Raw genomic sequence first — 25,901 nt, forward strand, 5'->3', positions numbered from 1 at the left:
TCGTTTTTATTTGTTATAAATTCAAACAATGAATCAACACCTCATAATCTTGTATTTACTTTGAATATTTAATCTTCTATTAAATGGATTATATTTATTTAATAAACTGATGTTTTTATAAAGTTGATTTTTAAAACTTGAAATTTCGGGAATTTTGATTTTAACAGTTACAATAAATAACCCTGACAAATAGATAAATAGTAAAACTACGATTGGTAAAAAAAGAATGAAAAGCAAATAGATGATGGTAACTTTTACATCAATGGTTGGTTTTAAGTATCCTAAATTTAATCCAGAAATGCGAACCCATTGAAAACCAACAACTAAAAGAAAGAATGCAGTCATAAAGATATAAGATAATTTTATGTTATTTTTTTCCATTGCTTTTTTCATGGGACACCTCCTAAAATCAAGATATACTTAAATAACAAATATTAATTTGAATCAATATTATCATAAATTGATTTTAGTTTCAATATGCAAAAAGAAAAAAGAAAAGCTTTTAGATTCGCTTATCTTTTTTTTATGTTACATTCTATTTGAGGGTTCGTTTTGAAATCATCTAGATCTAACTAAAATGGTTGCATTCACATAATTTATAATAGAAGATATCGTGACACTTCCCAAAACTCTTGCGTCTTCTATCAAAGGATTGATATAATATCCATCTGTTAATTCTCCTGTAATCGTTCCTCCTAAATAAAGCGTATAAGACTGTCCTAACTCAAGAGTAGATGAAACGATTGTGATTGCTTGAAATGATTTATTAGGCGTAAACGCAAACAAGAAGTTTCCATCAGAATCTTGAACTGAAATAGTGGTTCCTGATGCTTGTATAGATTTTGTATTATAAAGCAAACAAGTTTGAGTAGAACTCTCAGATGGAGTTTTACTCTCAGCGCCATATCCAGAAACTCCTATAATTGTTCCTCCCGTCACCACCCACTCTAAATCATAATCAATTACGCTTTGCATTCCACTAACAGGTCCATTGATTAAAATGAGACCTCCGCTTTGGTAAATAGTTCCGTTGATGTCGATTCCATCATCTTCTGCTTCGATAATAAGAACTCCTCCCGATATTTCCATATGAGCCGTTGAAAGAAGTGCACTTGGAGTTTCATTTGGAGAAAGTGCATCTTCTGCATCAATGTCTGGGTCTGCCCCGTTAATTCCATCATCTGTTGCAATGATATTTATGATTCCTCCTGAAATATAAATGTTTAAAGCTTCCATTCCTTCAAAAGATTTCGTAATAGAAATTTCTCCATTTGTAATGTTAAGTTCATCATCAGAGTGTATGGCTTCATCGCCACTTTCAAGAGTAATATATCCACCTTGAATTGATATTAAATTGTCGCTATGAAGTGAATCATCAGAAGAATTGATACAAATGACACCTGAATTTAATCTAATCCCAAGACTGGCCTTTAAGCCTTTACTCGACTGGTCGCTACTTAGAAAAGCCGTACTGCCTCCTCCTGATATAATATTGAAATTACCTCCTTCAATGACGATATAAGAAGAGGATTGAATCCCGTCGTTAATAACTTCTAGATTAAACTCTCCATCCAAAATTGCAATGTATCCTTTATCTAAATCATCGTGAGATACTTTTATACCATCTCCACCCGCTTCAATATTATATACACCGCTTTGAATTAATACAAAATCATTAACATTGATTGCGTCATCCACTGAATAAATCTTCAAATCGATATCACTTAGAACAAGAGAATCATTTGCTTTAATTCCATCTTGATAATTGGCATAAATTGTTAAAAATCCAAGCCCGTTTATGACTAAATCCGATTTGCTATAAAGAGCGGCATCAACGTTCATTAGTTCACTATCCCCATACCCGTAATCCGTTGAGTCAGATATTGAATTAATCGTTCCTTCTGGCATACTCAAAATGACTTTGTCCGCATCAAGAATAATAAGGGCTGCTCCTTGACTTGCCGTAATTTCAACATTATTAAAAATAAGTCTTACCTCTTGACTGGGGGCATTAATAATGAGGGTTCCTTGATAAGACCCATTCAGTACATATGTATTTGCTTGAGTAAAGATAACAGTCGAGGCTCCTACTTGAATACCGGCATAATCACTCGAAACGACATTCCCTAAATCAAAATATAAAGAAACAACTTCTGTTTCTTCCCAGTCAGAATATTCATCTGATACGTCCATGGATAAGTCGATATCTGGAAGTGTAGAGGTTGTTAAAGACGCGATGGTTTCAACAGATGCATCTTTACAGGCTATTAAAGAAAACGAAATTGCAGCAAACAGTAACATCATGATTGTTTTTTTCATATCCATTTCAATTCCTTTCAAAAATATTACTTCTATCATAATCTATTTCGGTGTAGATTTCGTTTTGAACTCGTGAAGATTTCGTGAATGATTACTTTTTCAAAATAGGATAAAAAGACAAAAGAAAAAGATGTTAATTCCCACATCGTTTTGTGTGGATTAACATCTTCATTTTTCTTTAAGAATTTGAGTGTTACTTCATTACAATGGAGCTTGGGCTCCGTACTCAAGAATCAATTGAACTTTTCCGAGTCCTGCAGCTTCTTGTGCAATTTCTAAATATTTTGGTTGTGCTGGCATAGATTCTCCTACGACTGCAGCAACTGCTTGAGAAACGGTTAATCCATATTCACCAATCGCCCCAACTACATTTTCCGCTTGAGGAAGACTTAGGTTGTAAAAACTAGCAATATAAACTACATTGATGGCTAATTCAGCAATATCTTGTGCTGTATAGCCATAGCCTGCCAAATAACTCAAGTCTTGACAAACGGTGTTAAAAGCGGCATAAAATGCGGCTGAAGATGAATAAATTCCAACAGGTGATAACAAGGTTCCAGGAGTTACTTGAGTACTTCTAAAATCCGTTTGAAGGAAATTGAAAGCGCGAGCTAAAGTATTTACTCCTGTTTCGTCTTCTAAATGAAGTACAATCTCAGAACCACTCGTTTGGTTGAAGAATTCGTCTTCTGTCACGGCGCTATCCATATCTCTTGATAAAATGATAAAATTGATTTTTTCAGAGAGAGCTCCTGTAATTTGATTTTCTTCTAAATGAATAATTGATTTATCCATTTTGTTTAATTCTACTTCTGCTTGACTCTTAAGAAGCAATGCAAGTCCTGAGAATCCAAAGGCTTTAAACCAAGCTTCATCTCCTGAAATCCAGTTATTAATGACGGTTGAGTCATCGATTGTTACGGTAATGTTTTCAATTCCTGAATTTCCTGGTCGAACATCTTCTAAGTGAATGGCAGCTCCACCACTACTTCCAATATCAGAATTTTTAATATCAATCATAGGAGATCCATAGTCATAAAAACTATTTGCCCAAGAATCATAAATTCGAACGTAATTGGTGTTAGTAGAAATGGAAGTTACTCCATCAAGCTTATAACCATATGCGGTTAAGAAACAAGCAATGGTTGTATATCCTATGTTAACATTTTCTAAATAGGTGCTACCGTTTCTTGTCATTACTCCAGCAAGTCCTCCTGAATTGATGGACATTAATTGCTCTTGATAAAGAATTTCTTCGGCGCTTAACGAATAGTTAACAGAAGGTGTGGTTGTATTACCTAAAATCGTTAAATTGGAGTAGTAGACTGCATTATCGTTGTTTATGAGTACTTTTGTTGGATCTGGGGTTACGTTGTAACAGAATATTCCAATTTGAACACTGACTATTCCATAAGTACTACCTGTACCAACTCCAACGTCGGTGTATCCACCATCTGGATCGGATGTAACTTTCACATAAGGTAGTCCAGATCCATCAATGGTAAAGTAGTTACCATCTAATACTAAGGAGTCGTTATTTGATACGCCAACTCTTTGGTAGACGTTACCACGATAATCAATGGTTCCACTTGGTAACACTTGAGAATATCCATTCATAGGAGAACCATCTTCATTTAAATAAAGAGGATCTACTAAAGCTGTGATATCCGAATGTAAAATAATATGATGAACACTTAAATTTTTAAATAAAACTTGTAATTGTGCGTTCGTAAATGCATTGTAAGCGTCTTCTACAACAAACTCAAAAGTTCTTGTAGGTACGGTCATTTCTAAGGATTGATATCTTGGTGCAATTTCAACTTTAAATTGTCTTCCTGTTGCAAGTGTTGTAAATTTAAACAGATATCCTGTTTTTTGAGTGACGTAACTCGCAAGATCTTCTCCTTCAAGTAGTGAATAAGTAGATCCTGTTTTTAAATAGAAGGCAAAATCAAGAACTGTATCATTCATGTCTACTTTACTTCCGGTATTATTAAGAATGGATAACGTAAAGTAGAAATCGTTTTTGTTTCCAACTTTATACATTTCAAAATTTGGATTCAAATAATTATCTGAAGTTGTTTCATTGTTAAAATCAGTTAAGGATTTTCCAAGTTGGAATTGATTAATGTAAGTAACAACTTTTCCTTGGATTAAAGTCTGAGTTGTGACGTTATCGACTGTTTTAAACATCATGATTTCAAATAATCCTGGTGTTCCTGAAGTGATAAGTAAATTTTGATTTGATGAAATAACTTCGTTTCCATCTAACACTAAGAAACTGTATTTTGAAGAGAAATTATAAGTCATATCAGTATAAAAAATATAATTTTCGTTTCCAGAAATAGTTGTTTCGATAATGAAATAGTCATAAATCTCAACATCACTAATTTCTTCCTCTTCGGTTGCAACAACATGTTCACACACTACCGAATACGCAGAATTAAGACTTCCAAGATTATCTCCTAAAGCTTTAACGGCAACGTGATGTGTTCCGACATCTTTTAGTTTATCAAGCAGCACATTTGTATAGGTAAAAGAAGTCGCAACTCGCGTGTAATTACTTGAAGTTAAAACGTATTCCACTCCATCAATTAATAAGTTAAAAGAAGATGGATACATTCCCAAAAGAGTTGTTTGATGCCAAGTAACAGAGACGCTTGTTCCTGACACTGAAACTGTCACATCGGTTGGATCATCATATGGGAAAAGTTGTTCCCATAGAGCATAAAGATTTACCGATGAGCCAAGCAAAGTAAAATCTAGATCAGTGATACTTACAGGATTTTGTCCTAAAAGATCATAATACCATCCTAAAAAGACATATCCTGATTTTTGTAAATTCCAGATGGGGGAGTTTTCTGTAATGATTTGTCCTGTTGGAACATCTGTATCAGAAATGATGTATTTAATGGTTCCGTTATCGGTAAAGGTAACGGTTTTGCCAGATGCAGGATAATATACGGCAAATACATCAATGTTGGATTTGACATTTTGAAAAACGGTTCTATTCCATATAACAAGAGAATAAGATGCATTTCCACTTAATATAAGCGTAGGTAAATTGCTAAATGTTTCATCGTAATATACCGTGAAAGATTCCATTGTTATATCTTCTGCAGTAGATAAGAACTGCGTGAAATTAATGGTAAAACTTTGCATATCGAAGTAGACTTGTATGGTTTCATTGTCTGTAATATTTAACGTATCGGCTGCTAGTACATGTTCTACCAAATCTGAACCGATAAAATAGTTAAAATCATATCCTTCAATCAGCGATACCGGTGAAAAATCATTCCCGTATCCAACTTGTGTTGTAATAGTAGATCTAGATTGTTCGATATCTCCTTTTAAGAAGATTCTTTCAATAGTAACCGTACAGATAAGTTGATTCCATCTTGCATAAAGAATCAAGTTTTCCGCTATTTGATTTTGAGCTGTATATTCATTTCCTTCTGAGTCTACCCATCCAAGGAACGTAAAGCCAGTTCTGACTGGTGTTTCAAGATTGGTTAAAAAGCCATCATATTTCACCATAAAGAACCCACTTGATGTATCCGATGAATCAATCAACGTGACGGTAAAAATTATTCGGTCATAATAAACTTTTAAGACAAGTGATCCGTCTCCTAAAATCGTTCCACTGATTACATTGAAAGGTGAATCAACCGCGTATGTAAATCCAGAATAAGAGTTAATGATTGCTTCTACTTCTGTATCCGTCACTCCAGGATAGCTTACTTGTTCTCCTAAAGTATATAAATCATCGTCGACATTTTCAAAATAATACTCGACCGTATAGGCAAGACTTACTTCACTTGCTTCCCAAATAGCATATAAATTCAAGTTACTAGTCAATTGATAAATATCTGAATTCTCATAGGTCGTTCCAAGTCCAGATGAAAGTGTATTCCATCCTTCAAACGTATAACCTAATCTTGTAGGTAGAATAAACGTTGAAATAGGACTCATATAGGTAACGCTTGCGGTGTTGGAAATTAGAGCATCTCCACCATTTACAAAGAGATTCATTACATAATCGGCATAGTCCCAAATAGCATAAATTGTTATATTTTGAGTCTGTGTATAGTTTGAGGAAGAAGTGATGTAGTTTGACGCTGTTTCATTTGGATTCAAACTCCATCCAAGGAATTGGTATCCCGGTCTAACAGGAGTAGGTAAATAACCAATGCTTGCATTATACAAAACAGGAACCGTCGTTTGACTTACACTTCCTAATTGAGGATCAAGGGTAATGGTATAATTATTTGGCGTCCATTTTGCGAAAAGTGCTAGTCCGTTATAAGGCATTGTTGTAAAACTTGCATATTCGTTTAAATAGGCTTCATCTAAATACCACCCACCAAAGGTATATCCTGTTTTTGTTGGATTTTCAGGACTCGAGACTACCTCACCAATTGTTTGATTGATGCTTGAAACAGTTGAACCACCAAAGGTTTCAAAGGTGATTTCATAATCATTTCCTACTAACACAACATTTACTTGAGTGTTTTGCGTGATAGTTGAAAATCCTTTGTCCCATCCACTAAATACATATCCTAGTGGTGCTGTATATGCTGGTGCAATGGCATCTAGCCCATAATTGATGGTTTGTGGTCCACCAATCATTTGTCCATTTTCATTATAAAATGAAACTTGGAACTTCAAAATTGTATAACTGGCTGAAATGGTAAATTCTTCGGTTACAGCTGAAGAAAAATCATATTGAAGTTCATCTTCTCCTACCCAACCTGAAAAACTGTAATGTTCTTTTGAAGGATCAGTTAAAGGTCTTGAGATGATTTCTCCATATTTGATGATTTCGGTTGTAATATTGCCTTGAAGATCATCAATCGTGATGGTAAGATACACATCAACGTATACGGATATAACAGACATATCAGATGTAATATCGTCAAAATCAGCCACGTCTCCTAATACTTCATCTTCATAGGTTTTCCAAACAATCATTTTTCCATCCATTGGAGCTAATACAGAAGATGGAAAGGTTTGAATTTCTTCTCCATAGGTAATCGTAATCACTTCTATCGTTCCATTTCCTAAGTTGAAGGTTATATCGTATTCATCAATTTCAAACTCTGCGGTTAAAACAAAATCTGAAGTAACAATCGTGTCATCTTCAAAAAGTGATTCTTCAAAATACCAGCCTAAAAAATGATATCCGGTTTTTACTGGATCAACTGGCATTGTTATTTCATTTCCATACACAAGGAAAGAAGTAAGATATACTTCTTCATCACTCATAAAAGTGATGGTATAGGTTTGTATTTCCCATTTTGCATATAAAGTGATATTTCGTAAAACGGGAGTGGTTTCATCTAAGGGTTGATCTAATTCTGAATTATAGAACCAACCTAAAAAATCATATCCGATTCTAGAAGCTTCTGGTAAATCAGATAAAGATGAATTTTGTAACACTTTCACACTATCAAGTTGAATCCCGCTATTTGTTTCAAATGAAATTGTAATCTCTTTTGGGTTACATCCAATTAATAACAATAGCGCTAATACAAATAAACTATAAAACCCAAATTTTTTCATAAATGTCTTCATTGTAATTTCTCCTTAATCAAATATATCATCAGGGATGTCAACTTGTCCTGACGCTCTAAAAACGAGTGTTACTGTATCAGTTTTTTCGGTATTCTTGTCGGTGATTGTAATCGATACTGTGTCTTTTTGAGAGAACGCTACGTAGACTAGATTCCCTTGTACAATTGCGGCGACACTTTCTTCATTGGTCCTTACGATTAAATAAGCATAAGCGTTGGACGGTAAATACTCAAATCCGATTTGAATCTCATAATTGGTTTCCAAGTCTGTGATAATGTCTTCTACAAAAATGATTTTGTCTCCACTTTCATTTGTGATGATTCTATCATCAGAAAAGAAAATGGAATTCATCGTTATATTGTCAGAAGGATCTGGAGAAGCACCCCAAACGCCTACCGCCATGATCGACAATACCCCAAGCATGAAAACGATAAATATTAATGCTTTTCTATTCATACTCTCTCACCTCAAAACTCAATATCGATAAAATACGCATTTAAAAAATAATGAAACGAAATCACTCTAAATACTAAAAACAAAAGCGAAATAATAATCGTTATCGTCCAAGCTAAATCTGGAGCGACAAAACTCAAAACTCCAAATATAACAGCAATGATTAAACTTAAAACAAACCCAATCGTTACTGATTTTGAAACATTTTGATTGTTACTTAAGGAGCCTGTGGCTGCATATTCACTGAGTTTTGGATTTAATACATCGATTTGTAAACTCCAGATGATATGACTTGAATTGATAATTAATATCACAATCATCATAGGCCACAACGAAGAGGCGGGAAAGTTTTGAAGAGAAATCCGAAACATGATAAAACTCAAAATAATCATACAAGAAGAAAATAAGAGATTAAACATGATTTTCGCCCAAGCCACTTGATGCGTATTAGAAGGCGATGTTTTTAATAAAACAAACTCATACCCTTCCAGTGTAATTGCTGACGCAGATGCCGTATTTGAAGAAGTAATAATAAATAAACTTATCATTAAATCAAAAACGATCACCAGTGAATTTCCAAGAGAAATTCTTGGTATTCCCATGTAGATATAGTTTAAAACATATAATACAAAGGGAAACAATAAAAGCATGGCATAATTGGATAACAATTCATTGATGCTTCTGCTTGTGATAAGCCATTCTTTTTTGACAAACGTTCGAAAAATACTTTTATTTGGAATGTATTTTGAAACATGTACTTGATTGGAAGCGGATTCTAGTGATTTTGATGTTAATCTAAAATAAAGTGGCCTAGAAACTAGAAAGACTAGAAGCAATAAGACAAAAGCAGTTCCAAATACAATCAAGTAATTCACTGCCACATTAATTCCAAAAAGAAGTTTTCCAATTAGCCCATAAATGGTGGAGTACCTAGCGCTCGATTGCATAAAGATTGCAATGACACTGATAAACCGGTTATATAAAGGCACAATTCGGATAGGAGTTGGAATACTTGATACAAGTGTTGTCACAAAATAAAAAATAAGGAAAACCAATGCAAATACCATCACCAAAAGTAAGATATTCCGATTGGAAAAGAAATTTTTTAAATACGTGATGGGAAGTGAAAGAAGCGCACTGATTAACACTGATATCATTGGCATGATTAAAACCATTGGTATAATGTTTAAATAATAATACCACTGCATATTATTGATAAAACCAAAACCTATCAGTAGTGGAATTAAAAAGAACAGATTTTTAACAAACTCATGAACGTAAAACACCATGAGTTTGCTGACAAATACTTCATCATTCTTTACAGGAAAAGATAATAATATTTGATTGTCTTTGCTAATATATAAATCCACAATCAAGCCATTCGTTGTGGCTATGATACTAAGCACTTGTGTAAAGAATAAAATAAAGATAACAAAATACACATTAACTGGGATATATAAGATGCCTTTAATAACATATAAAGCGAGTGCCATAACGATAGTAACAATGATAATCATTAAAAGACTTAAGGCAACTTTAGCTATAAATCTTTTATTATGAATGAATTTGAAATTGATTTTGTTTGACAGCTGCATCTTCGTTAAAATCAGCAGGCGATTCCACATATTAAGTCACTCCTTTTATGGTTTGTTTTGCAACGCTGTCCATATAGAGTTGTTCTAAAGAAGTGCCAGTGGCTAATAAGTCTTTGATTACATATACGCCTTCTAATTTTCCTTTTCCAATAATGGCAATTCGGTCACAAATCTTTTCAACCACTTCAATAACGTGAGATGAAAAGAAGACGATGTTGCCTTTGTTGGCATGTTCTCTCATGCATTCTTTAATTTGAAATGCACTAGTAGGATCAAGTCCTGTTAGAGGTTCATCTAAAATCCATACTTTTGGTTGGTGGATGAGAGATGCGATAACGACAAGTTTTTGTTTCATTCCATGGGAGTAACTTTTAATTTCGTTATCGATTGCAAAAGCTAAAGCGAATCGTTCTAAATATTTTTCTAAACGTTCTTCTCTTTCTTCTTTTGAGACTTTATATAAATCCGCAACATAATGAATGTATTCTCTTCCGGTTAGTTTTTCGTAGACTGCGTGATTATCGGATACATATCCAATATGAAGTTTTGCTTCTAAGGGTTGCGTTTTTATGGAATACCCACAAATTTCCATTTCGCCTTCTGTAATGGATTGAATACCAACTAAACTTTTAATGGTCGTCGATTTTCCTGCGCCATTATGTCCTAAAAACCCAAAGACTTCTCCCGCATAGACTTCTAAAGAGAAATCGTCAACTGCTTTGTTTTTTGATGATCCATATTGTTTTGAAAAATGAGATATTTTCAACATGTCTATTCCTCCTGGGTTGATGGGTTCGGTTAATTTTCTACCATTTAAAGCTTTTTTTAGATTTAACACATCCATGTTCATTTTTTTGCGTTTTAAGATAAGATTGTAATAACGATCCGCAAATTGGAAGATTCCATCGTATACATACCAGCTCATAAACATTAAGAAGATGAACCCAAAGAAATATAGAACCTGGAACAACCAGAAAAAAACAAAGGTTAATTCTTTAAACTGAAATGAAATCGTGTTATGATATTGAACACTTTCAAGCCCTAGTTTTGATGGGATAAAACTTGAATAGGTAAAGAAATAATCGACTGATTCAAAATTATTAATCCAAGCATTGATAAACACGACAAATACGTAATAGATTGAGAAGATTCCAATTGCTTTAATCATTAGTTTGAGCGTAGGGCGTTCAAACGTATGAAAAGCAACTCCTAAAATTGGAATGACTAATACATAAATATGATTGTACCAGTAATGAACGACACCAGATGAATATAAGTCTGAGGTATAGTTTGGTAAAAGAATCGCCATGAAAGCTCCTAGGACATTAGCAAAGTAATTAAAATAGAAAACACCTTTCCATTTAAATACAAATGAAATCATCATAAGTAAAATCGCTGTATTACATAGATGAAGTGGAAGCGAACCAATTCCAGTTCTTCTTATATAGAAATATTGGAAAAAAGCTGCTAAGACCAAAAACATAAGCATAAGATTTCTATCTTCTTGTGTTTTGGAAAACATCACAAAATAAGCAGCAATGATAAAAGCAAACGAAAAAACAATTAATAATAAGTGCTCATTATTAAAATCTAAAGGCGAATCGCCATAATTTCCTAGCAGGTTATATAAAAGCGATTCTGGCATTAAGGCAAAACAGGAAAGAATGAATACAACGATAAGGGTTAATATATCTTTCTTTGTCACTTTACTCTTTGTTTGAATTAAAGTAATAAGATTCATAATGGATAAAATAAGCAAAAACACAATCACAAGCGCAAACTGAATTCCTCTTAATGAAAAAAGAGTGTAAGCATCGTTTCCAAAGAAAGCAATCATATGACTCTTAAAAAAAATGATGTCAAGAATTCCTACGACGATTCCAAATGAAGCCATCATCCATTTTAAAAAACGTTGTTTGAAAAATGATCCAACAATTCCCCACGCAACCACTACGGCAGTTAACCATCTTAAAAGAATCATCACAACAGTCATTAAACGTGAAAAAACCCACGTTGCCTGAGCATCAATGGGTGTTCTGATATCTATAAAAAACAAATTAAATGTGCTGTCTATGGAATCTGTGAAAAAAAACGAAATTATATAGACAAAAAACAGTAAAAGTGAGAGAACCTTTAGCAGTTTATCTGTCTTAACATATTGTTTTTTTAATAAAAACAGACTGATTGTAATTCCAAGGATGACTCCCAGTAATATACTAGTGTACATCATGTTTTCTCCATATCTTTATATAACATATAAAATCTTGTAAAAATAGTGTGTGTTTCTTGTTTATTTGTATATGGTTGAAATCAATGAATATTAAGCTCTATATAATATATCACATTGTATTAAATATTACAATATTTCACTTCGAGAAAACGTTATTATAATGAGAATATTATAAATGTTATTCTCTAATGAAATCTTCATACTCCCTATAAACAATTAAGGTCTCCTCTTTATTGGCAATATCTAACATTCCTAAGATTTAAGAAATATGATTCTGATAAACTGATTTAAATCTTTTCAACTTCCAAGTAACCTTCATTAAAGGTCGCAACCGTTACTTTAACCATTATTTCATCTTTTACAGGTCTGTCTCTATAATCCGCATCAACAGACGCAATTCGATCCACTTCTTCTATGCCTTCTATTACCTTACCAAACCCAGCGTATTGTCCATCTAAGTGAGGCGAGTCTTGATGCATGATAAAAAATTGAGAACCAGCTGAATTAGGATGTTGTGATCTTGCCATGGATATAACTCCTCTTACATGCGTCAAAGAGTTGTGAAATCCGTTTGATGAAAACTCTCCTTTTATGCTATACCCAGGTCCCCCCATACCACTTCCTTCAGGGTCTCCACCTTGAATCATAAAGTTTTCAATTACACGATGAAATTTGACACCATCGTAAAACCCTTTTTTTACCAAACTGATAAAGTTGTTAACGGTATTTGGTGCAATGTCGGGATATAACTCTATTTTAATTATATTTTTGCTTTCCATTTCTATCGTTACTACTGCATTGTTCATACATTTCTCCTTTCAATTATCCTCTTATGAATACTCTTTGACAAAAAAATTCTATAAATCTTTAAAAGTCTTCCATCAAAGATCTACCCATCCATATTATACTTTTTTATTTCTTTTTTTGATAGAAGTTATTCTATTTTTCTATTCTAATATTTCTTGACACTCATTCACTTATTGTGTATACTGTATATGTACAACATACACAGTTGAAAGAAGGCGTTTTTATGAACGTATTAGAAGTTAAAAATCTCAGAAAAGAGTATCCAAAGTTTACTTTAGATGACATCTCCTTTTGTATTCCAAAAGGATATATCATGGGATTTATTGGAGAAAATGGTGCAGGAAAAACTACAACATTAAAGGCGATGTTAAATATCATTAGTAAAGATGGTGGTCATGTTTCTATCTTTGGAAAAGATATCGACGAATTTGAAATTGAGATTAAAAAGGACATCGCATTCATGTCAGGAAAATCTTTTTATCCCAAACGAAAAATTAAAGAAATTACAAGTGTCTTTAAGCGATTTTATTTGAATTTTGATGAAGAAATATACCTAAATTATTTAAAAAAATTTAACTTAGATCCAGAGAAAAAAATGGATGAATTATCTCAAGGAATGAGTTTGAAATATTCCATTGCTTTAGCCTTATCCCATCATGCTAAATTAATTATTCTTGATGAACCTACTAGCGGATTAGACCCAGTTGCAAGAGATTCTTTACTTGAGCTTTTTCAAAGCATTATTGAGGATGGAGAAGTTAGCATTTTGTTTTCTACACACATAACCAGCGACTTAGAAAAAAGTGCTGATTACATTACATTTATTCAAAATGGAAAGATTGTCGAAAGTTTACCAAAAGATGATTTAATTGAAAAATACAAACTCATAAATGGCGATTTCGACGCACTTGATTCTATTAAGAATAATTTGATATCCTATAAGAAAAACGCATTTGGTTTTACAGGTTTAATCAAAAAAGAGTATTTAAAAGAAAACACTCAAATTAGAGTTGGTGTTCCAAGCTTAGATGACATCATGATCTATTATTCAGAGAGGAAAAATCAAAATGAAAAACTTAATTTATAAAGAACTGGTTTTGTCTGTAAATAAATTTTTCTATGTTTTACCCATTTTACTTGCGGGTTTAATCATGATACCTCAATGGATATTCATATTAGTGTTCATGTACTTCTTTTGGGTAAGTGCCCCTCAGATTTTTTCGGCATACTTAGCTCAACAAGATTATGAATTTACAACCGTGCTTCCTGTTAAAAAAAGTGACATAGCAAAATCAAAAGGGTATACGGTTATTATTTTAGAACTATATCATATTGTTTTAGCCGTTATTTTTGGTATTATTCACGTTTTGGTCTATGGTTCTTTTAATATTTTCCTAGATATTAGTCCAGCTTTTTTTGGATATGTATTCATTATGTTTGGTCTATTTAATATTGTCTATTTACCATTATATTTCAAAACTGCTTATTATTTTGGAAAGCCACTCATATTCGCCATCATCGTTTCCACAATCTTTGGTATTGGGCTTGAATTATTAGATTTACTAGTTCCTTGGGCATCAAAAATATTGGATAATCCAAATGTCTTCTATCAAACAGGAATGTTATTTGCAGGAATCATCATATTTGTGGGGTTAAGTAGGATATCTCTAAATAAATCAGCTAAAAACTATGAGCAAATAAAATAATGAAAAGTTATTTTATTAGCAGCAAGTCTGACACATCCATTTACCAGCAACTTTATGATCAAATTGAGGCTCAAATCTTAAGTGGAGAGTTAAAATCTGGCACCAATTTACCTTCTATTCGAACCATGGCAAAAGAATTGAGAGTATCTGTCATTACTATTAAAAAAACTTGGGAAGAACTGGAGAAAAGTGGATACATTCTTACTATATCTGGAAAAGGATCTTACATTACAACCAATTCAAAAGAAACGCTAAAAAAAAAGAAATTCGATTTAGTGAAAGATATTTTTAGAGACAATATTTTACAGTGCAAAACTCTAGAAATATCGAAAAAAGAAATTATAGATATTATTGAAGATTTATACGATGTAATACCAAAAAAAGATACACATTAATAATGCGTATCTTTTTTCATTTAAATATTTATCATTCTAAACGTTTAGCGTTGTTCTTCTATTTCTCCAAAATCAAGAATTGAAAACATCTCTTCATCAGAAAGAAGTTTTATTTCGCCATCAATGATTATTTCGTTTTGTTCGGTATTGAATTTTCGTATTTTAATCATGGTATAGTATAAAGAGATAGCCCCAAAAATTCCTACCATACAAATTAATACAGTCGCAACAGTTGAAAATACTTGGGAAAACATAAATTCAATGGGGATATTATCCATTGAAAATTCAAAATTAGGTACACCTTCATGAAAATCACCACGAGGCATTGTTCCAAATTCCTCTAAAAAAGCTTCGGAATTTGGAATAAATCCATCAGGCTTTTCCATAGGACCAAATTTAAATCCCGCTGTAGTTCCAAAAATACTTCTAATTCCAGTTTGAAGTGAACCAAAATTAGACACCGCAGTTTTTAGTTTCATTAGAAAAGTATTAGCAATTCTTCCTACACCTCCGCTTGAAAAACTAGATAATGCTCCAAAAAGAGAAACACAAATTAATAGTAAAGCTATTGCACTATCGTATTTTGGAATTTTGATATGGTTGCTTTTAATAACGCTTTTGTTTAAACTATGTTCGCATCCAATGGCCACAAAATAAAGTCCAACGAATAGAAACATGACTAAAACTAAAAGTGGAGAATAAACAAAATAAGCAATGGGAATTAGCACAATGGCTATCGCTTTCAAAATAAAAAATGTTTTTGGAGTAATGACTAGTTTGTATTTTTTGCGACTAATTCCCTTGGCATCAATATTTTCGATTTTCTTTATTTTTTTCTGTTTTCTTTTTGCTTTTATTTGAGTTTTACTCATTGATTTTGCCATAGGAATCTCTCCTATTCAAATCGCAAAGCGATTACTGGATCAAGATCTGCTGCTTTGATTGCTGGAGCAATTCCTGCAATAATGCTTACAATAAAACTCAACACAATTCCAAGTAAGTAATATAATACATTGTAACTAATTAAGGTTGTTTGAAGCGAGATTTCTGTAATCGCATTTGTCGCAAGCGTTACAGCAATTGAAAAAATAACACCTAGTACTCCTCCTGCTAAGCCAATTAATCCAGCTTCAAACACAAACATGGTGCGAATATCGTATTTTCTTGCACCAATTGCGCGAAGAATTCCTATTTCTTTGGTTCTTTCTATAATACTTATGTAAAGAACAATAAAAATCATAATAGCGGCCACAATCATGGAGATAGCGCCAACTCCAGTTAATATCTTAGTACCTATTTCAATGTACTCTAGTAACGAATTAACAGAACTGTCTTCTTGATATACAACAAATCCAAGTGATTTGATATCTTCAAGCGCTACAGAAACGTAAGTTACATCTTCAAGGCTTACATACAAAGTATTAGATCCATCTTCAATGCTATAAAGATTTTCTAGTTCCGTTTCACTAATATATACATTTGCTTCGTTGCTGTTTTCAGATAAATCTTCATAAATTCCTGAAATAATAAATACATAAATTTGTTCGTCATAAATTATACTAATTTCAGTTCCTATCGAAACAATCATGCCTTCAGATGATAAAGAATATGCCATAGTTTCGTTAATTAACATTTCCGATTCATCTGAAGGCATAGATCCATAAAGAATGTTTGGATAATAATACTCATAATAACCAGTTAAATTATCAATGTCAGCTTCCAAATCATTATATTCATACGTTGCGGTTTGGATGATGGTGGATTGATAAGTGTGTTCTATTCCATCAAGTTCCATAATGCTATTTATTTCAGAGCTACTGAAATCTTCACCACTAATTTTCGTTACCATGATTTGAGTTGATTGCATATTATCAACATATACTTCTTTTACGTAATTAGTCAGTCCTAACCCTAAATTTAAAATCAAAACAACTGAAGCAATGCCAATGGCCATTCCGATGGATACAATCAAACTGCGAATGCCTTTTTTTGTTAAATTTTTAAAAGATAATTTGGCAATATCTTTTGTTTTTATTGGCTTTGGCATAATAACTTTTTCAAATTGGGCAATTTCTGTTACCTTATACTTCACTTCATCTGAAACAACCACTCCATCATCAATTCGAACAATTCGATTGCAATGACTTGCGACTAATTCACTATGAGTCACAATAATAACGAGTTTTCCAGATTGGACAATCTTTTGTAAAATAGTTAAGATGATTTCTTGAGATTCTTTATCAAGAGCTCCTGTTGGTTCATCAGCTAAGATAATAGATGGATTATTTGCAAGGGCTCTTGCGATAGCAACTCGTTGTTGTTGACCACCAGATAATTGAGAAGGGAATTTTTTTGAATAATTTTCTAAGCCAACGAGTTTTAATAATTCCATCGACCGTTGGCGACGAATTTTAGGTTCAATGTCACTCATTTGCATAGAAATTTCGATGTTTTCGACTAAATTTAAATGACTAATCAAATTATAATCTTGAAAAACCATGCCAACCCTTTTTTTTCGATAATCATCCATTTGCTTTTCTGAATAGTCTCTTAAAAATGCCTCTTTACAAATAACACTTCCCGTGTATTCGCTATCTAATCCTCCCATGATATTAATCAAAGTAGATTTTCCACATCCCGATTCACCGACAAGTGCAACGAATTCACCACGGTCAAAGTCGACGGTAACACCTTTTAGTACTACTTGCTTTTGAACCTTGTTGATTTTAAAGTCTTTTTCAATGTTTGCTAATCTTAACAAAGATGACATATATTTCCTCCTCATTTCTTAAAAATATAAAATGTATACTAATTGTGACTATTTTAATGAATTAATATGTATATTCTGTGAGAAATAAGAAGTAATCGAAAAGCTCACAAAAAACTCATTTTTCAATGAATCTAATCCATCCAAAAAACAATATATTAACATAAAAGCGGAAAGTCAATTTTGACATTCCGCTTTTTTAGATAATTATTTAAAATTGAATTAAGCCATCCATCCGCCATCAACGGTAAGAACAGTTCCATTAACAAAACTTGAATCGTCACTTGCTAAAAATAAAGCTGCTCCTGCTATTTCTTCTGGTTTTCCAAAACGTGGATTGAGTTGGACACTCGCTCCAGCTCGTTGTCCACCGAATGGATCAACGTTTGTCATTGTGGATCCAATATTTGTCATAACGGCTCCTGGTGCAATGGCATTACAACGAATTCCTTTTTGAGCGTACATGTAACCTGTGCTCTTCGTAATTCCGATTACTGCATGTTTGCTAGCTGTGTATGCACATCCAGCAACTTTTCCAAATAAACCACCAACAGAAGCAATATTAACGATTACACCTGCACCTTTTTCAAGGAACAAAGGTACAACTTTTCTTGTGGTTCTCATCACTGAAGTTGCATTAACCGCCATGACTCTTTCCCATTGAGCATCTGTTAAGGCACCTACTGGTTCCATGTTATCCATGATTCCGGCGTTGTTGATAAGAATATCAACTGTTCCAAATGTTTTAACAGCCGTATCAATCATGACTTGTACGTCTTCTTCTTTTGCCACGTTTGTCAAAATCGCAATGGCTTGACCGCCATTTTTTGTAATCATTTCTACTGTTTCTTTGGCACCTTCAAGATTTAAATCAGATACTACAACTTTGGCGCCTTCTTGTGCAAAAAGAATGGATATGGATCTTCCCATTCCAGATGCTCCGCCTGTGACAACCGCTACTTTACCTTTTAATTTCATTTTCTATTCTCCTTAGAAAAAATCGATATAACGATCGGATGAAAAGAATCAATTTTGAAGTAATTCTGTCGTTTTAAGTTAATTATACAACTAATGTTTCATTATGTAAAACTATGTGCTCTAAACGTTTTATTGGTTTAAGAGACATAAAAAATATCTAAATAGTTTCGTTGTGAAAAACGAAACTATTTAGATATTAATTTGATAATCTGAAATCTATTTACTTTGTTATCTTTTTATAAAATTGATGTTTTTATGATTTTGTTTTTCTAATAACCGCAATCAATTCAGATTTAACCATTTTGCTATAACCATATATGTTTTTTTCTTTCGCAATGGCTTTTAGCTCCGAAACCGTCATTTCTGTTAAATTTTGTGTCTTTACTACAGGTGCTGGTTCAATAGGCTTTGGTTTAGGTGGTGTTTCTATTTTCACTTCAGGTTTGGGATCTGGTTTTGGAGTTTCTGTTGGTTTCACTACGGTATTCATTGGAGGTTCAGTAGGTTTAGCGGCTTGTTTTACAAGCGCTAATTCCTCTTTGATAGGTTGTTTTTTCTTATTCTCATTTAAATAGAGAATTCCAAAGATAATGTAGATAAGTCCGATGAAGACAAAGAGGCATAATGCAGCAATTTCTAAATAATTCAATCCGAGTGGTGGTCTAAACATAAAGAAGCATCCAACAGTTAAGAACAAAATGTTCATTAAGTAGATAATAAACTTAATTGGTCTATTGATTAGATAATTAATAATTAAATAGGAAAACCCTCTTAAAAACAGTATTAAACCAATATATATTTCGGCATTCTTTTGAGTGATAATCAATAATGTGCCTAGTAGCAAATCTAAGATGATTTCTATCATCAAAACGGCAGTTGCGTTTCGACTTCTAACTTTCTTAAACGTAATGATAAAACGTTGTAAAGATAACGCAATCAAAATGATACCGATGAAAATTGCAAGAAATTCACCAATCCATCCTAAAAAATAAGCGAGTATTGTAAAAAGAGTGAGTATGACTCCAACAACAATATTTACGATGTTGTTCTTAAATAATAACTTTTCCATTATTCCCTCCTTAAATCATATTCTACTTTTAGAATATCACTAAATATTTAGAAAAGCAACCGCTCTAAGGAAAGAATCCAAATCGCAACTGTTATACTTCTAATGAATAAAAGAGCCAATCCCTAAGCAATTGAGATTGACTCTTTGTCATTTGTTATTTCTTAATTTTCAAATACTATTTGTCTTTTTTCATTCAAGATTAAGCGGTTTTTTGTTTAAAAGCATATGAACGGTACGGTAATCTTTTATGTTTTTCCTGACAAAACTACTTTTTCGCCTTCTTCAAGCAAATTTCTCCAAATATTTTTAGAGTCTACAATATTTTGACTTTCAATTGCAAAAATTAAAGCTTTATGACTTGATACAACATTCATTACTTCGTGTTTTGATTCGTAAAATCTTCTGACTAAGTCATGCTCAATATCTTTAAAAGACCGATAAAGCAAAAAGAGAACAGCGTTTCCGGACGTCTTTACTAAACATTCATGAAATTCGCAATCTAAATTGCAAATTTCCTCTAAATTTTCTTTTTCCTTTTCAACCCAGTTTATTTCTAAACGAAGAATTTCATTCAGTTTATCTATATTTCTTCTGTTAATTATAATATTGTCTAACGCATCTAATTCAACTAGTTTACGAATTGATAGAACTTCTTCAATTGTTTTTTTTCTTAAAGTTCCTCTTGATTGTGAATAGATATCTCTTACAACATCCAAACTTCCTGAATATAGAAAATCGTTTACTACAACAAAATGCCTTGAACTTACCGATACATATCCTTTTGTGGAAAGGATATGTATCGCAGCATTAATCACGGACCGACTTGTATTATAGCTTATAGCAAGTTCTCGAAGTGGAAGCAACTTATCTTCTGATTTTAAACTGTTATTAATAATTTTATCTTGAATATCTTTTACAACATCTAGTGTTTTATTTAATGGTTTATTCATGCTTAACTTTTTCCTCATAGATATATTTATGAACCGGTGGCATAGAATTATAAATCCTTGTAATATCTAGGTATCCTAATCCCATTTTATCAAATCCCGAGAACATGCCTTTAACAAGAACCGTTTCCATGGTCATACTAAAACCTAATATTGCAATATCCTGGCCCTTTTTAATTGGTAGTAACATTTCTCTAAAAGGTTGGTTTCTAAAAACAATTCGTGAGCTTGATGCAGATTGCGCGGATATGACAGGTACAATTTTTGGATATCCGTCTTCATCAATATAGGATATGAAAGTTAAAGTATCCATCTTAGATAAAAAATGGTATGTCCAATCATTCATCGCTTTTTTTAAACGGTCTCCTTTGTATTTACTCTTAAATAGCTTTGAGAGAATCGCATTATAAATGACTTTTGTCATTGGAAGAACAAGTTTATCCGAAATTTTCACAAGATCAAAGTAGTAAACCGTATTGATTCCAAAATAGGAATTATACCGAAATAGCGGCTGATTATTGTAATTAATATAATCTTCTCCTTCTTTACTCTCATGATTGTAATTCATTTTCCCAATCCAAAATTCTTTGTTTGTATTCATGATTAAAAAACTTGATTTTGGACGTTTTTGAAAAAACTCTTTACTATATCCTTCAATAAATTTGCCAAGAATCATTTGAGAAGTTCCTTTTCCCATGATAGAAGATAACACAGTTATGTGAGGAGAGTTGTTTTCATCTATGGTTGACACAAGTCCTATTTTAATTGTTTTTTCAAATTCTTTATTCAATTGTTCTGTTAATGCATTATTCATATTGTACCTCCAATTGATAAGTTCCTGTGGAAAAGATATTTTTACTTTTTGCAGGTAAGACAGATTTTGCCAATGTTTCTAACTCGTTCATTCTTTGCTTGGTCATTAGCGGTTCATTTTGAAAATCCCACTTTAGATCAAGCCTCGAATATTTGTCTTTACAGAGGTTGTTAAAGGCACATAATTCCCATCTATCAAAATCAATGTTATTGTCTTTTAAGAATGTTGCAATTTCTAAAATATTCTCATCAAAATCAGTTGCTTTTGGAATGATTGGGGTACGAATCCAAATTTTTGTCTTCTCTTGATTTAATTTAATAAGATTTTCTTTGATTAATTGATTGCTAGTGTTACAAAAAAAATTGTGCTTTTCTTCAGAAAAAAATTTAATATCATATAGAAAAATATCTGTATAAGGAATAATTTCTTTGATATTTTCGTAATCTGCAAATCCAGAAGTATCAATTGCAATATTTAAGTTATCCCGCTTCAAACGTTTTAGAAGTAATGCAACTTCCTTTGTTTGCAAAAGCACTTCTCCACCTGATAAAGTAATTCCACCACCATTACTAAAATATGCTTTGTCTTTGATTAACTCTTCGTAAAGACTTAAGACTGAGATATCTTCTCCAATAGCTTTCAAAGCAGAGGTTGGACAGACATCAACACATTTCATGCATAGATTGCATAAAGCTCTATTTATAATTATCTTTTTCTCTTTATAGTGAAGAGCATTTTGTTTACAGACCTTGATACAATCCAAGCAAAAGATGCAACTAGATTTTATCCACTCTTTATTAAAGGAAAAAGGAATTGATTCTGGATTGTGACACCAAGTACAGTGAAGTGGACAACCCTTAAAAAATACGGTTGTTCTTAATCCTGGTCCATCTTCAGTGGACATTCTTTGAATATTCAAAATACGCATATTAGTACTCTTGGTGTGATTCTCTGGCGATAATCTCATTTTGCAATTCTCTTCCTACAGTAACAAAGTATGCATTATAGCCTGTAATTCTAACTAACAAATTCTTGTAATTTTCAGGGTGTTTTTGAGCATCTTTTAACATTTCAGGATCTAATACATTAATTTGTAATGCCGTTCCCCCATTTTCGATGTAACCTCTTAAAAATGCTTTAAATTTATCTAAATGGTTTATATTCTTAAGTAATGAAGAATTGAAAGTAATAGTATGACTTGCACCATTTGGAAGGCAGTTTACGTATCCCTCAAAATCACTTGATTCTGATTTGCCTCCTAATATGTTTCCAACAGAATTGGAATTGGCCGTTGGTCCTTTGGTGTCTGCTCCGTTTGATGGACAAATGGCATTAGAGAAAAATTCTCCATGCTTTCTTCCATCTGGTGATGCAGGAAGAATAAATCCTGCCCCTACCCAATAATTCCAAGATAACATTCCTGGTCTGAATTGGCGAGCGGTTGACTTAGTTTTGTATTTCCATGTTTCTTCTGCAAAGAAATCCATATAATCTGAAGCAATTTCATCGGCTCGAGATTCATCACGTCCATATTTTGGAGCTTTGTTTTTTGCGATTTGTCTTAGTTTTTCGAAACCTTCCCAGTTGTGGATTAAAGCTTCTTTTATGGTTTCTAATGAACAAATTTTCTTATCAAATACTAAATACTTCACAGCCAATATTGAATCCACTGTCGTTGCAAATGTTACACCTTCGATTGTAACAAATTTTAATTCAGATCCTCCTTCAGTAATATCTTTATGAGAAGGGATTGTTCCATCCACTAATGTAGATAAATAAAGAGTATTCCCATATTCTGAACGAATGGATTCGGATACTTCATATAAATCAACGCTTTCCTTTATAATGTATTTTGTTTGTTCTTTAACCGCTTGATAAAAGTCTTCAAACTTTTTCATTTCAGATAATCCCAAGGTTTTAGGACCAAGTTGTTTCAGCTTTAAATACTTCATAGAAGATTCATTATATTTTGGAGTTAAGTCTTTTCCTTGATTGAATGCAAGTTCTACTGCTTTATAGAGATAGAGATTATTATCAACGGTTCCTGACCTATCATTTCCACACATTGTGTTTTCAAGGCATCCAACAGATGCGTATTCAAATACGTTGTCCTTATTAATATATTCTTCTACATGTGCTTTTTTTGCTTCTCTAAGCATTCCTGCCATGGATCTTTCATCAAAATTCAATAAGAAGGGTGCTCCTTGAGAGGAAGCAATCATTTCTACAACTCTATCCAGTAGTTTTTCTGGAGTGTTTTTATGAAGTCTGACATTCGGTTTCGGTTCTAGGATTGGGGACATATCATCAATAACATCTAACAGTATGTAGGTTAAATCATTTGTTTGATCATTTCCTGAAGCATCTCTTCCTGAGAGATTAAAGAGTTGACCAAATCCTGCAGTTATACCATTATATCCGACTCTGATTTGTGCATCATAAGCAGTATTACAGTGAAACCAAAAACAACCAAGAATTTCTTTGGCTTCAAATTCTGACATTCCATCTTCTATGGATTTTTTATAGAATGGATATAGATATTGGTCTAATCTTCCAAAAGAAACTCCTGGGCCGGGATAATTTTCATCGCTCATGACTAACATATGAGTTATCCACAATGATTGGACTGCTTGATAGAAGTTCTCTGATGGCTTCCAAGGAACAACTTCTAGATTTTTTGACATCAATAACAATTCATTTTTTCTTGTTTTAGATTTCTCTTTGGTAGCTAATTCTAAACATTTATCTTTGTATTTTTCGGCTAATTCTTTCGGCAAAGTTGAAGCTATCATCATAGCTCTTAATTGTTCTCCAGCCTTAGAATCTTTTTCTTGAGGGCTTAACCGATTGTATTCATCGGTTATCTCTTGATAAACTGATTCAAAACCTGATGTTAGGATTTTTTTATAGTTTGGAATTAAATGTCCACTCGTTGCTCCTACATTTCCAAAACCGCGATAGTAATACTCAAGAAAGGTTTTTCTTGAACCTTTTTTACCATAAACCAATTTGCTTCTCTTTTTTGCTTGTTTTTCGTTTAAACAGTGAGAAGACATTAGATTAAAATTCGCTCCGCATAATAAATCATGTTTCAGTATAACAATTGGCATATTATTGACCATGATCTCTTTTAAGAAAGTTGCTCTTCTTTCTTTCAAAGATAAATTCCAAAAGTCTTGTGGTAATTCAATTGGTATTGCACTTTGAAGTGTTGATGAAGTGAACGTTTGATAAAAAGATATCGTTTCAGGAACAATATAATAGGTCATCTCATCAAATAAATAATCCCATGGTTTTCCGGTAGTGAAATTATGGTACTCATTATTCCAATCTCTATTTACTCCTTCAAAATAGTAGTCTCTTAACCACTGAACTCTTTTTGAAAGATTTTTAGGTTCCTTTAACTTGCTTTCCATATTTATTCCTCCTTGGTGGTATTACCACAACACATTATACACGTTGATGCAAGCGTTTTCAATATGTTATAAAAAAATATTTAAAAAAATAAACAAGCCCATAAAGGGCTTGTTAAGCTAAATCTATTATATGTTGTCAAACTTTAGAAAAAGTGTATTGCATCATTTTATTTATATTTATCTTTTTTTAATATCTATGTTTTTTTTCGTGGATAACTTGATCTAAAATTATAACAGCAAATAAGAATAGTTCCACATTTTCTTGCCCATAAATCTCAATCTCATATGTATCACCCCATGAGATTATTTTTTTCTTGATAGAGGCAACCTCACCACCGTGATCCAAAATAGTAAAGGAATGTGCAAAAAGGCTTCCTTCCATGGTTAATTCTTTTCCAAGAATAGACAAATCAAATTTAGGAAGTAGAGAAAATTTCCTTTTGATTATAGCTACTTCTTCGCCTTTTAAATTGGAGATAAAATACTTAGACAAAAGTGTTAATACTTTTCTATGAGAAAAAAGCAAAGCATTTCCATTCTTGTCTAATAATTCCAATTTATTTGTAAGACTCATGAACTTTCCTTTCACTTGATACATCATGATTTGCGATTCATCAGTAATATTAAATTGATCTTTAAGCGTAAAAACTTTTTGTTTAATATAAAATTTCATATAACGCTCCTTATTCATATTTTTTTATTTTTTTACAGATTAACCTATCATATCTATTAAATCAAAAAAACAAATATAAATCAACTCATTTAGAGAAAAGTATTATCGATTAATTCGCTAAATCATTTCAATATAGATTCTGAAGGACAATATATTGA

The 25,901-nt window shown here is 32.5% G+C and carries 19 protein-coding genes; 3 read left to right on the forward strand and 16 right to left on the reverse strand.

Going from position 1 to position 25,901, the window contains the following annotated elements; translation table 11 throughout:
- Positions 1 to 33: 33 nt before the first annotated feature.
- The 7 genes from KJ971_04870 to KJ971_04900 form a co-directional block, all read right to left on the reverse strand.
- Entirely contained in the window at positions 34 to 393 is a 360-nt protein-coding gene (locus KJ971_04870) for a hypothetical protein (protein ID MBU1145169.1), read from the reverse strand.
- A 165-nt stretch (positions 394 to 558) separates the two neighbouring features.
- Positions 559 to 2,340, reverse strand: a complete 1,782-nt coding sequence (locus KJ971_04875) for a carbohydrate-binding domain-containing protein (protein MBU1145170.1) — start codon at positions 2,338 to 2,340, stop codon at positions 559 to 561.
- Between the two features lie 180 nt (positions 2,341 to 2,520).
- Positions 2,521 to 7,893 carry an InlB B-repeat-containing protein gene (locus tag KJ971_04880; protein ID MBU1145171.1) on the reverse strand — a complete coding sequence of 1,791 codons (5,373 nt, stop codon included), beginning with the start codon at positions 7,891 to 7,893 and terminating at the stop codon, positions 2,521 to 2,523.
- A 12-nt stretch (positions 7,894 to 7,905) separates the two neighbouring features.
- Complete coding sequence (locus tag KJ971_04885) at positions 7,906 to 8,349, reverse strand: hypothetical protein (protein MBU1145172.1); 444 nt, start codon at positions 8,347 to 8,349, stop codon at positions 7,906 to 7,908.
- Between the two features lie 11 nt (positions 8,350 to 8,360).
- Positions 8,361 to 9,971, reverse strand: a complete 1,611-nt coding sequence (locus KJ971_04890) for a hypothetical protein (protein ID MBU1145173.1) — start codon at positions 9,969 to 9,971, stop codon at positions 8,361 to 8,363.
- A 1-nt stretch (position 9,972) separates the two neighbouring features.
- A complete protein-coding gene (locus tag KJ971_04895; GenBank protein ID MBU1145174.1) occupies positions 9,973 to 12,171 on the reverse strand; it encodes a YwaF family protein in 2,199 nt (732 codons plus the stop codon).
- Between the two features lie 287 nt (positions 12,172 to 12,458).
- A complete protein-coding gene (locus tag KJ971_04900) occupies positions 12,459 to 12,977 on the reverse strand; it encodes a peptidylprolyl isomerase (GenBank protein ID MBU1145175.1) in 519 nt (172 codons plus the stop codon).
- A 224-nt stretch (positions 12,978 to 13,201) separates the two neighbouring features.
- On the opposite strand from KJ971_04900, the gene KJ971_04905 reads away from it, so the two are divergent.
- From KJ971_04905 to KJ971_04915, 3 genes are read left to right on the forward strand one after another with little or no spacing between them, the layout of a single operon-like run.
- Entirely contained in the window at positions 13,202 to 14,065 is an 864-nt protein-coding gene (locus tag KJ971_04905; GenBank protein ID MBU1145176.1) for an ABC transporter ATP-binding protein, read from the forward strand.
- Positions 14,046 to 14,684, forward strand: a complete 639-nt coding sequence (locus tag KJ971_04910) for an ABC-2 transporter permease (GenBank protein MBU1145177.1) — start codon at positions 14,046 to 14,048, stop codon at positions 14,682 to 14,684. Before KJ971_04905 ends, KJ971_04910 begins: the two co-directional genes overlap by 20 nt.
- Entirely contained in the window at positions 14,684 to 15,079 is a 396-nt protein-coding gene (locus KJ971_04915) for a GntR family transcriptional regulator (protein ID MBU1145178.1), read from the forward strand. Before KJ971_04910 ends, KJ971_04915 begins: the two co-directional genes overlap by 1 nt.
- 44 nt (positions 15,080 to 15,123) lie before the next feature.
- Here KJ971_04915 and KJ971_04920 read toward each other — a convergent pair whose 3' ends face one another.
- From KJ971_04920 to KJ971_04960, 9 genes are all read right to left on the reverse strand, one after another.
- The gene (locus KJ971_04920; GenBank protein ID MBU1145179.1) at positions 15,124 to 15,963 is read right to left on the reverse strand and encodes a hypothetical protein; all 840 of its coding nucleotides are present in this window, start codon (positions 15,961 to 15,963) and stop codon (positions 15,124 to 15,126) included.
- Between the two features lie 11 nt (positions 15,964 to 15,974).
- Positions 15,975 to 17,849: an ATP-binding cassette domain-containing protein gene (locus KJ971_04925; protein ID MBU1145180.1), complete on the reverse strand. Its 1,875-nt coding sequence runs from the start codon at positions 17,847 to 17,849 to the stop codon at positions 15,975 to 15,977.
- A gap of 219 nt (positions 17,850 to 18,068) precedes the next feature.
- Entirely contained in the window at positions 18,069 to 18,824 is a 756-nt protein-coding gene (locus tag KJ971_04930) for an SDR family oxidoreductase (protein MBU1145181.1), read from the reverse strand.
- A gap of 253 nt (positions 18,825 to 19,077) precedes the next feature.
- Positions 19,078 to 19,893, reverse strand: a complete 816-nt coding sequence (locus KJ971_04935; protein MBU1145182.1) for a Rho termination factor N-terminal domain-containing protein — start codon at positions 19,891 to 19,893, stop codon at positions 19,078 to 19,080.
- A gap of 245 nt (positions 19,894 to 20,138) precedes the next feature.
- A complete protein-coding gene (locus KJ971_04940) occupies positions 20,139 to 20,843 on the reverse strand; it encodes a GntR family transcriptional regulator (GenBank protein ID MBU1145183.1) in 705 nt (234 codons plus the stop codon).
- Complete coding sequence (locus tag KJ971_04945) at positions 20,836 to 21,654, reverse strand: hypothetical protein (protein ID MBU1145184.1); 819 nt, start codon at positions 21,652 to 21,654, stop codon at positions 20,836 to 20,838. Before KJ971_04945 ends, KJ971_04940 begins: the two co-directional genes overlap by 8 nt.
- Positions 21,647 to 22,582, reverse strand: a complete 936-nt coding sequence (locus KJ971_04950) for a glycyl-radical enzyme activating protein (GenBank protein ID MBU1145185.1) — start codon at positions 22,580 to 22,582, stop codon at positions 21,647 to 21,649. The genes KJ971_04945 and KJ971_04950 overlap by 8 nt, the downstream gene beginning before the upstream one ends.
- 1 nt (position 22,583) lies before the next feature.
- The gene (locus KJ971_04955) at positions 22,584 to 25,070 is read right to left on the reverse strand and encodes a hypothetical protein (protein MBU1145186.1); all 2,487 of its coding nucleotides are present in this window, start codon (positions 25,068 to 25,070) and stop codon (positions 22,584 to 22,586) included.
- Between the two features lie 187 nt (positions 25,071 to 25,257).
- The gene (locus KJ971_04960; GenBank protein ID MBU1145187.1) at positions 25,258 to 25,743 is read right to left on the reverse strand and encodes an LURP-one-related family protein; all 486 of its coding nucleotides are present in this window, start codon (positions 25,741 to 25,743) and stop codon (positions 25,258 to 25,260) included.
- Positions 25,744 to 25,901 lie beyond the last annotated feature (158 nt).

The organism is Bacillota bacterium (genome assembly GCA_018818595.1).
Classification (GTDB): Bacteria; Bacillota_I; Bacilli_A; order Izemoplasmatales; family Hujiaoplasmataceae; genus JAHIRM01.

Excerpts from the sequence above, each read along its gene's own strand:
- KJ971_04930 (MBU1145181.1), bottom strand. The coding sequence starts at position 18,824 with ATGAAATTAAAAGGTAAAGTAGCGGTTGTCACAGGCGGAGCATCTGGA.
- KJ971_04900 (MBU1145175.1), bottom strand. The coding sequence starts at position 12,977 with ATGAACAATGCAGTAGTAACGATAGAAATGGAAAGCAAAAATATAATT.
- KJ971_04910 (MBU1145177.1), top strand. The coding sequence starts at position 14,046 with ATGAAAAACTTAATTTATAAAGAACTGGTTTTGTCTGTAAATAAATTT.
- KJ971_04920 (MBU1145179.1), bottom strand. The coding sequence starts at position 15,963 with ATGGCAAAATCAATGAGTAAAACTCAAATAAAAGCAAAAAGAAAACAG.
- KJ971_04890 (MBU1145173.1), bottom strand. The coding sequence starts at position 9,971 with ATGTGGAATCGCCTGCTGATTTTAACGAAGATGCAGCTGTCAAACAAA.
- KJ971_04940 (MBU1145183.1), bottom strand. The coding sequence starts at position 20,843 with ATGAATAAACCATTAAATAAAACACTAGATGTTGTAAAAGATATTCAA.
- KJ971_04895 (MBU1145174.1), bottom strand. The coding sequence starts at position 12,171 with ATGATGTACACTAGTATATTACTGGGAGTCATCCTTGGAATTACAATC.
- KJ971_04935 (MBU1145182.1), bottom strand. The coding sequence starts at position 19,893 with ATGGAAAAGTTATTATTTAAGAACAACATCGTAAATATTGTTGTTGGA.
- KJ971_04960 (MBU1145187.1), bottom strand. The coding sequence starts at position 25,743 with ATGAAATTTTATATTAAACAAAAAGTTTTTACGCTTAAAGATCAATTT.
- KJ971_04905 (MBU1145176.1), top strand. The coding sequence starts at position 13,202 with ATGAACGTATTAGAAGTTAAAAATCTCAGAAAAGAGTATCCAAAGTTT.
- KJ971_04870 (MBU1145169.1), bottom strand. The coding sequence starts at position 393 with ATGAAAAAAGCAATGGAAAAAAATAACATAAAATTATCTTATATCTTT.
- KJ971_04915 (MBU1145178.1), top strand. The coding sequence starts at position 14,684 with ATGAAAAGTTATTTTATTAGCAGCAAGTCTGACACATCCATTTACCAG.
- KJ971_04945 (MBU1145184.1), bottom strand. The coding sequence starts at position 21,654 with ATGAATAATGCATTAACAGAACAATTGAATAAAGAATTTGAAAAAACA.
- KJ971_04955 (MBU1145186.1), bottom strand. The coding sequence starts at position 25,070 with ATGGAAAGCAAGTTAAAGGAACCTAAAAATCTTTCAAAAAGAGTTCAG.
- KJ971_04925 (MBU1145180.1), bottom strand. The coding sequence starts at position 17,849 with ATGTCATCTTTGTTAAGATTAGCAAACATTGAAAAAGACTTTAAAATC.
- KJ971_04885 (MBU1145172.1), bottom strand. The coding sequence starts at position 8,349 with ATGAATAGAAAAGCATTAATATTTATCGTTTTCATGCTTGGGGTATTG.
- KJ971_04880 (MBU1145171.1), bottom strand. The coding sequence starts at position 7,893 with ATGAAGACATTTATGAAAAAATTTGGGTTTTATAGTTTATTTGTATTA.
- KJ971_04950 (MBU1145185.1), bottom strand. The coding sequence starts at position 22,582 with ATGCGTATTTTGAATATTCAAAGAATGTCCACTGAAGATGGACCAGGA.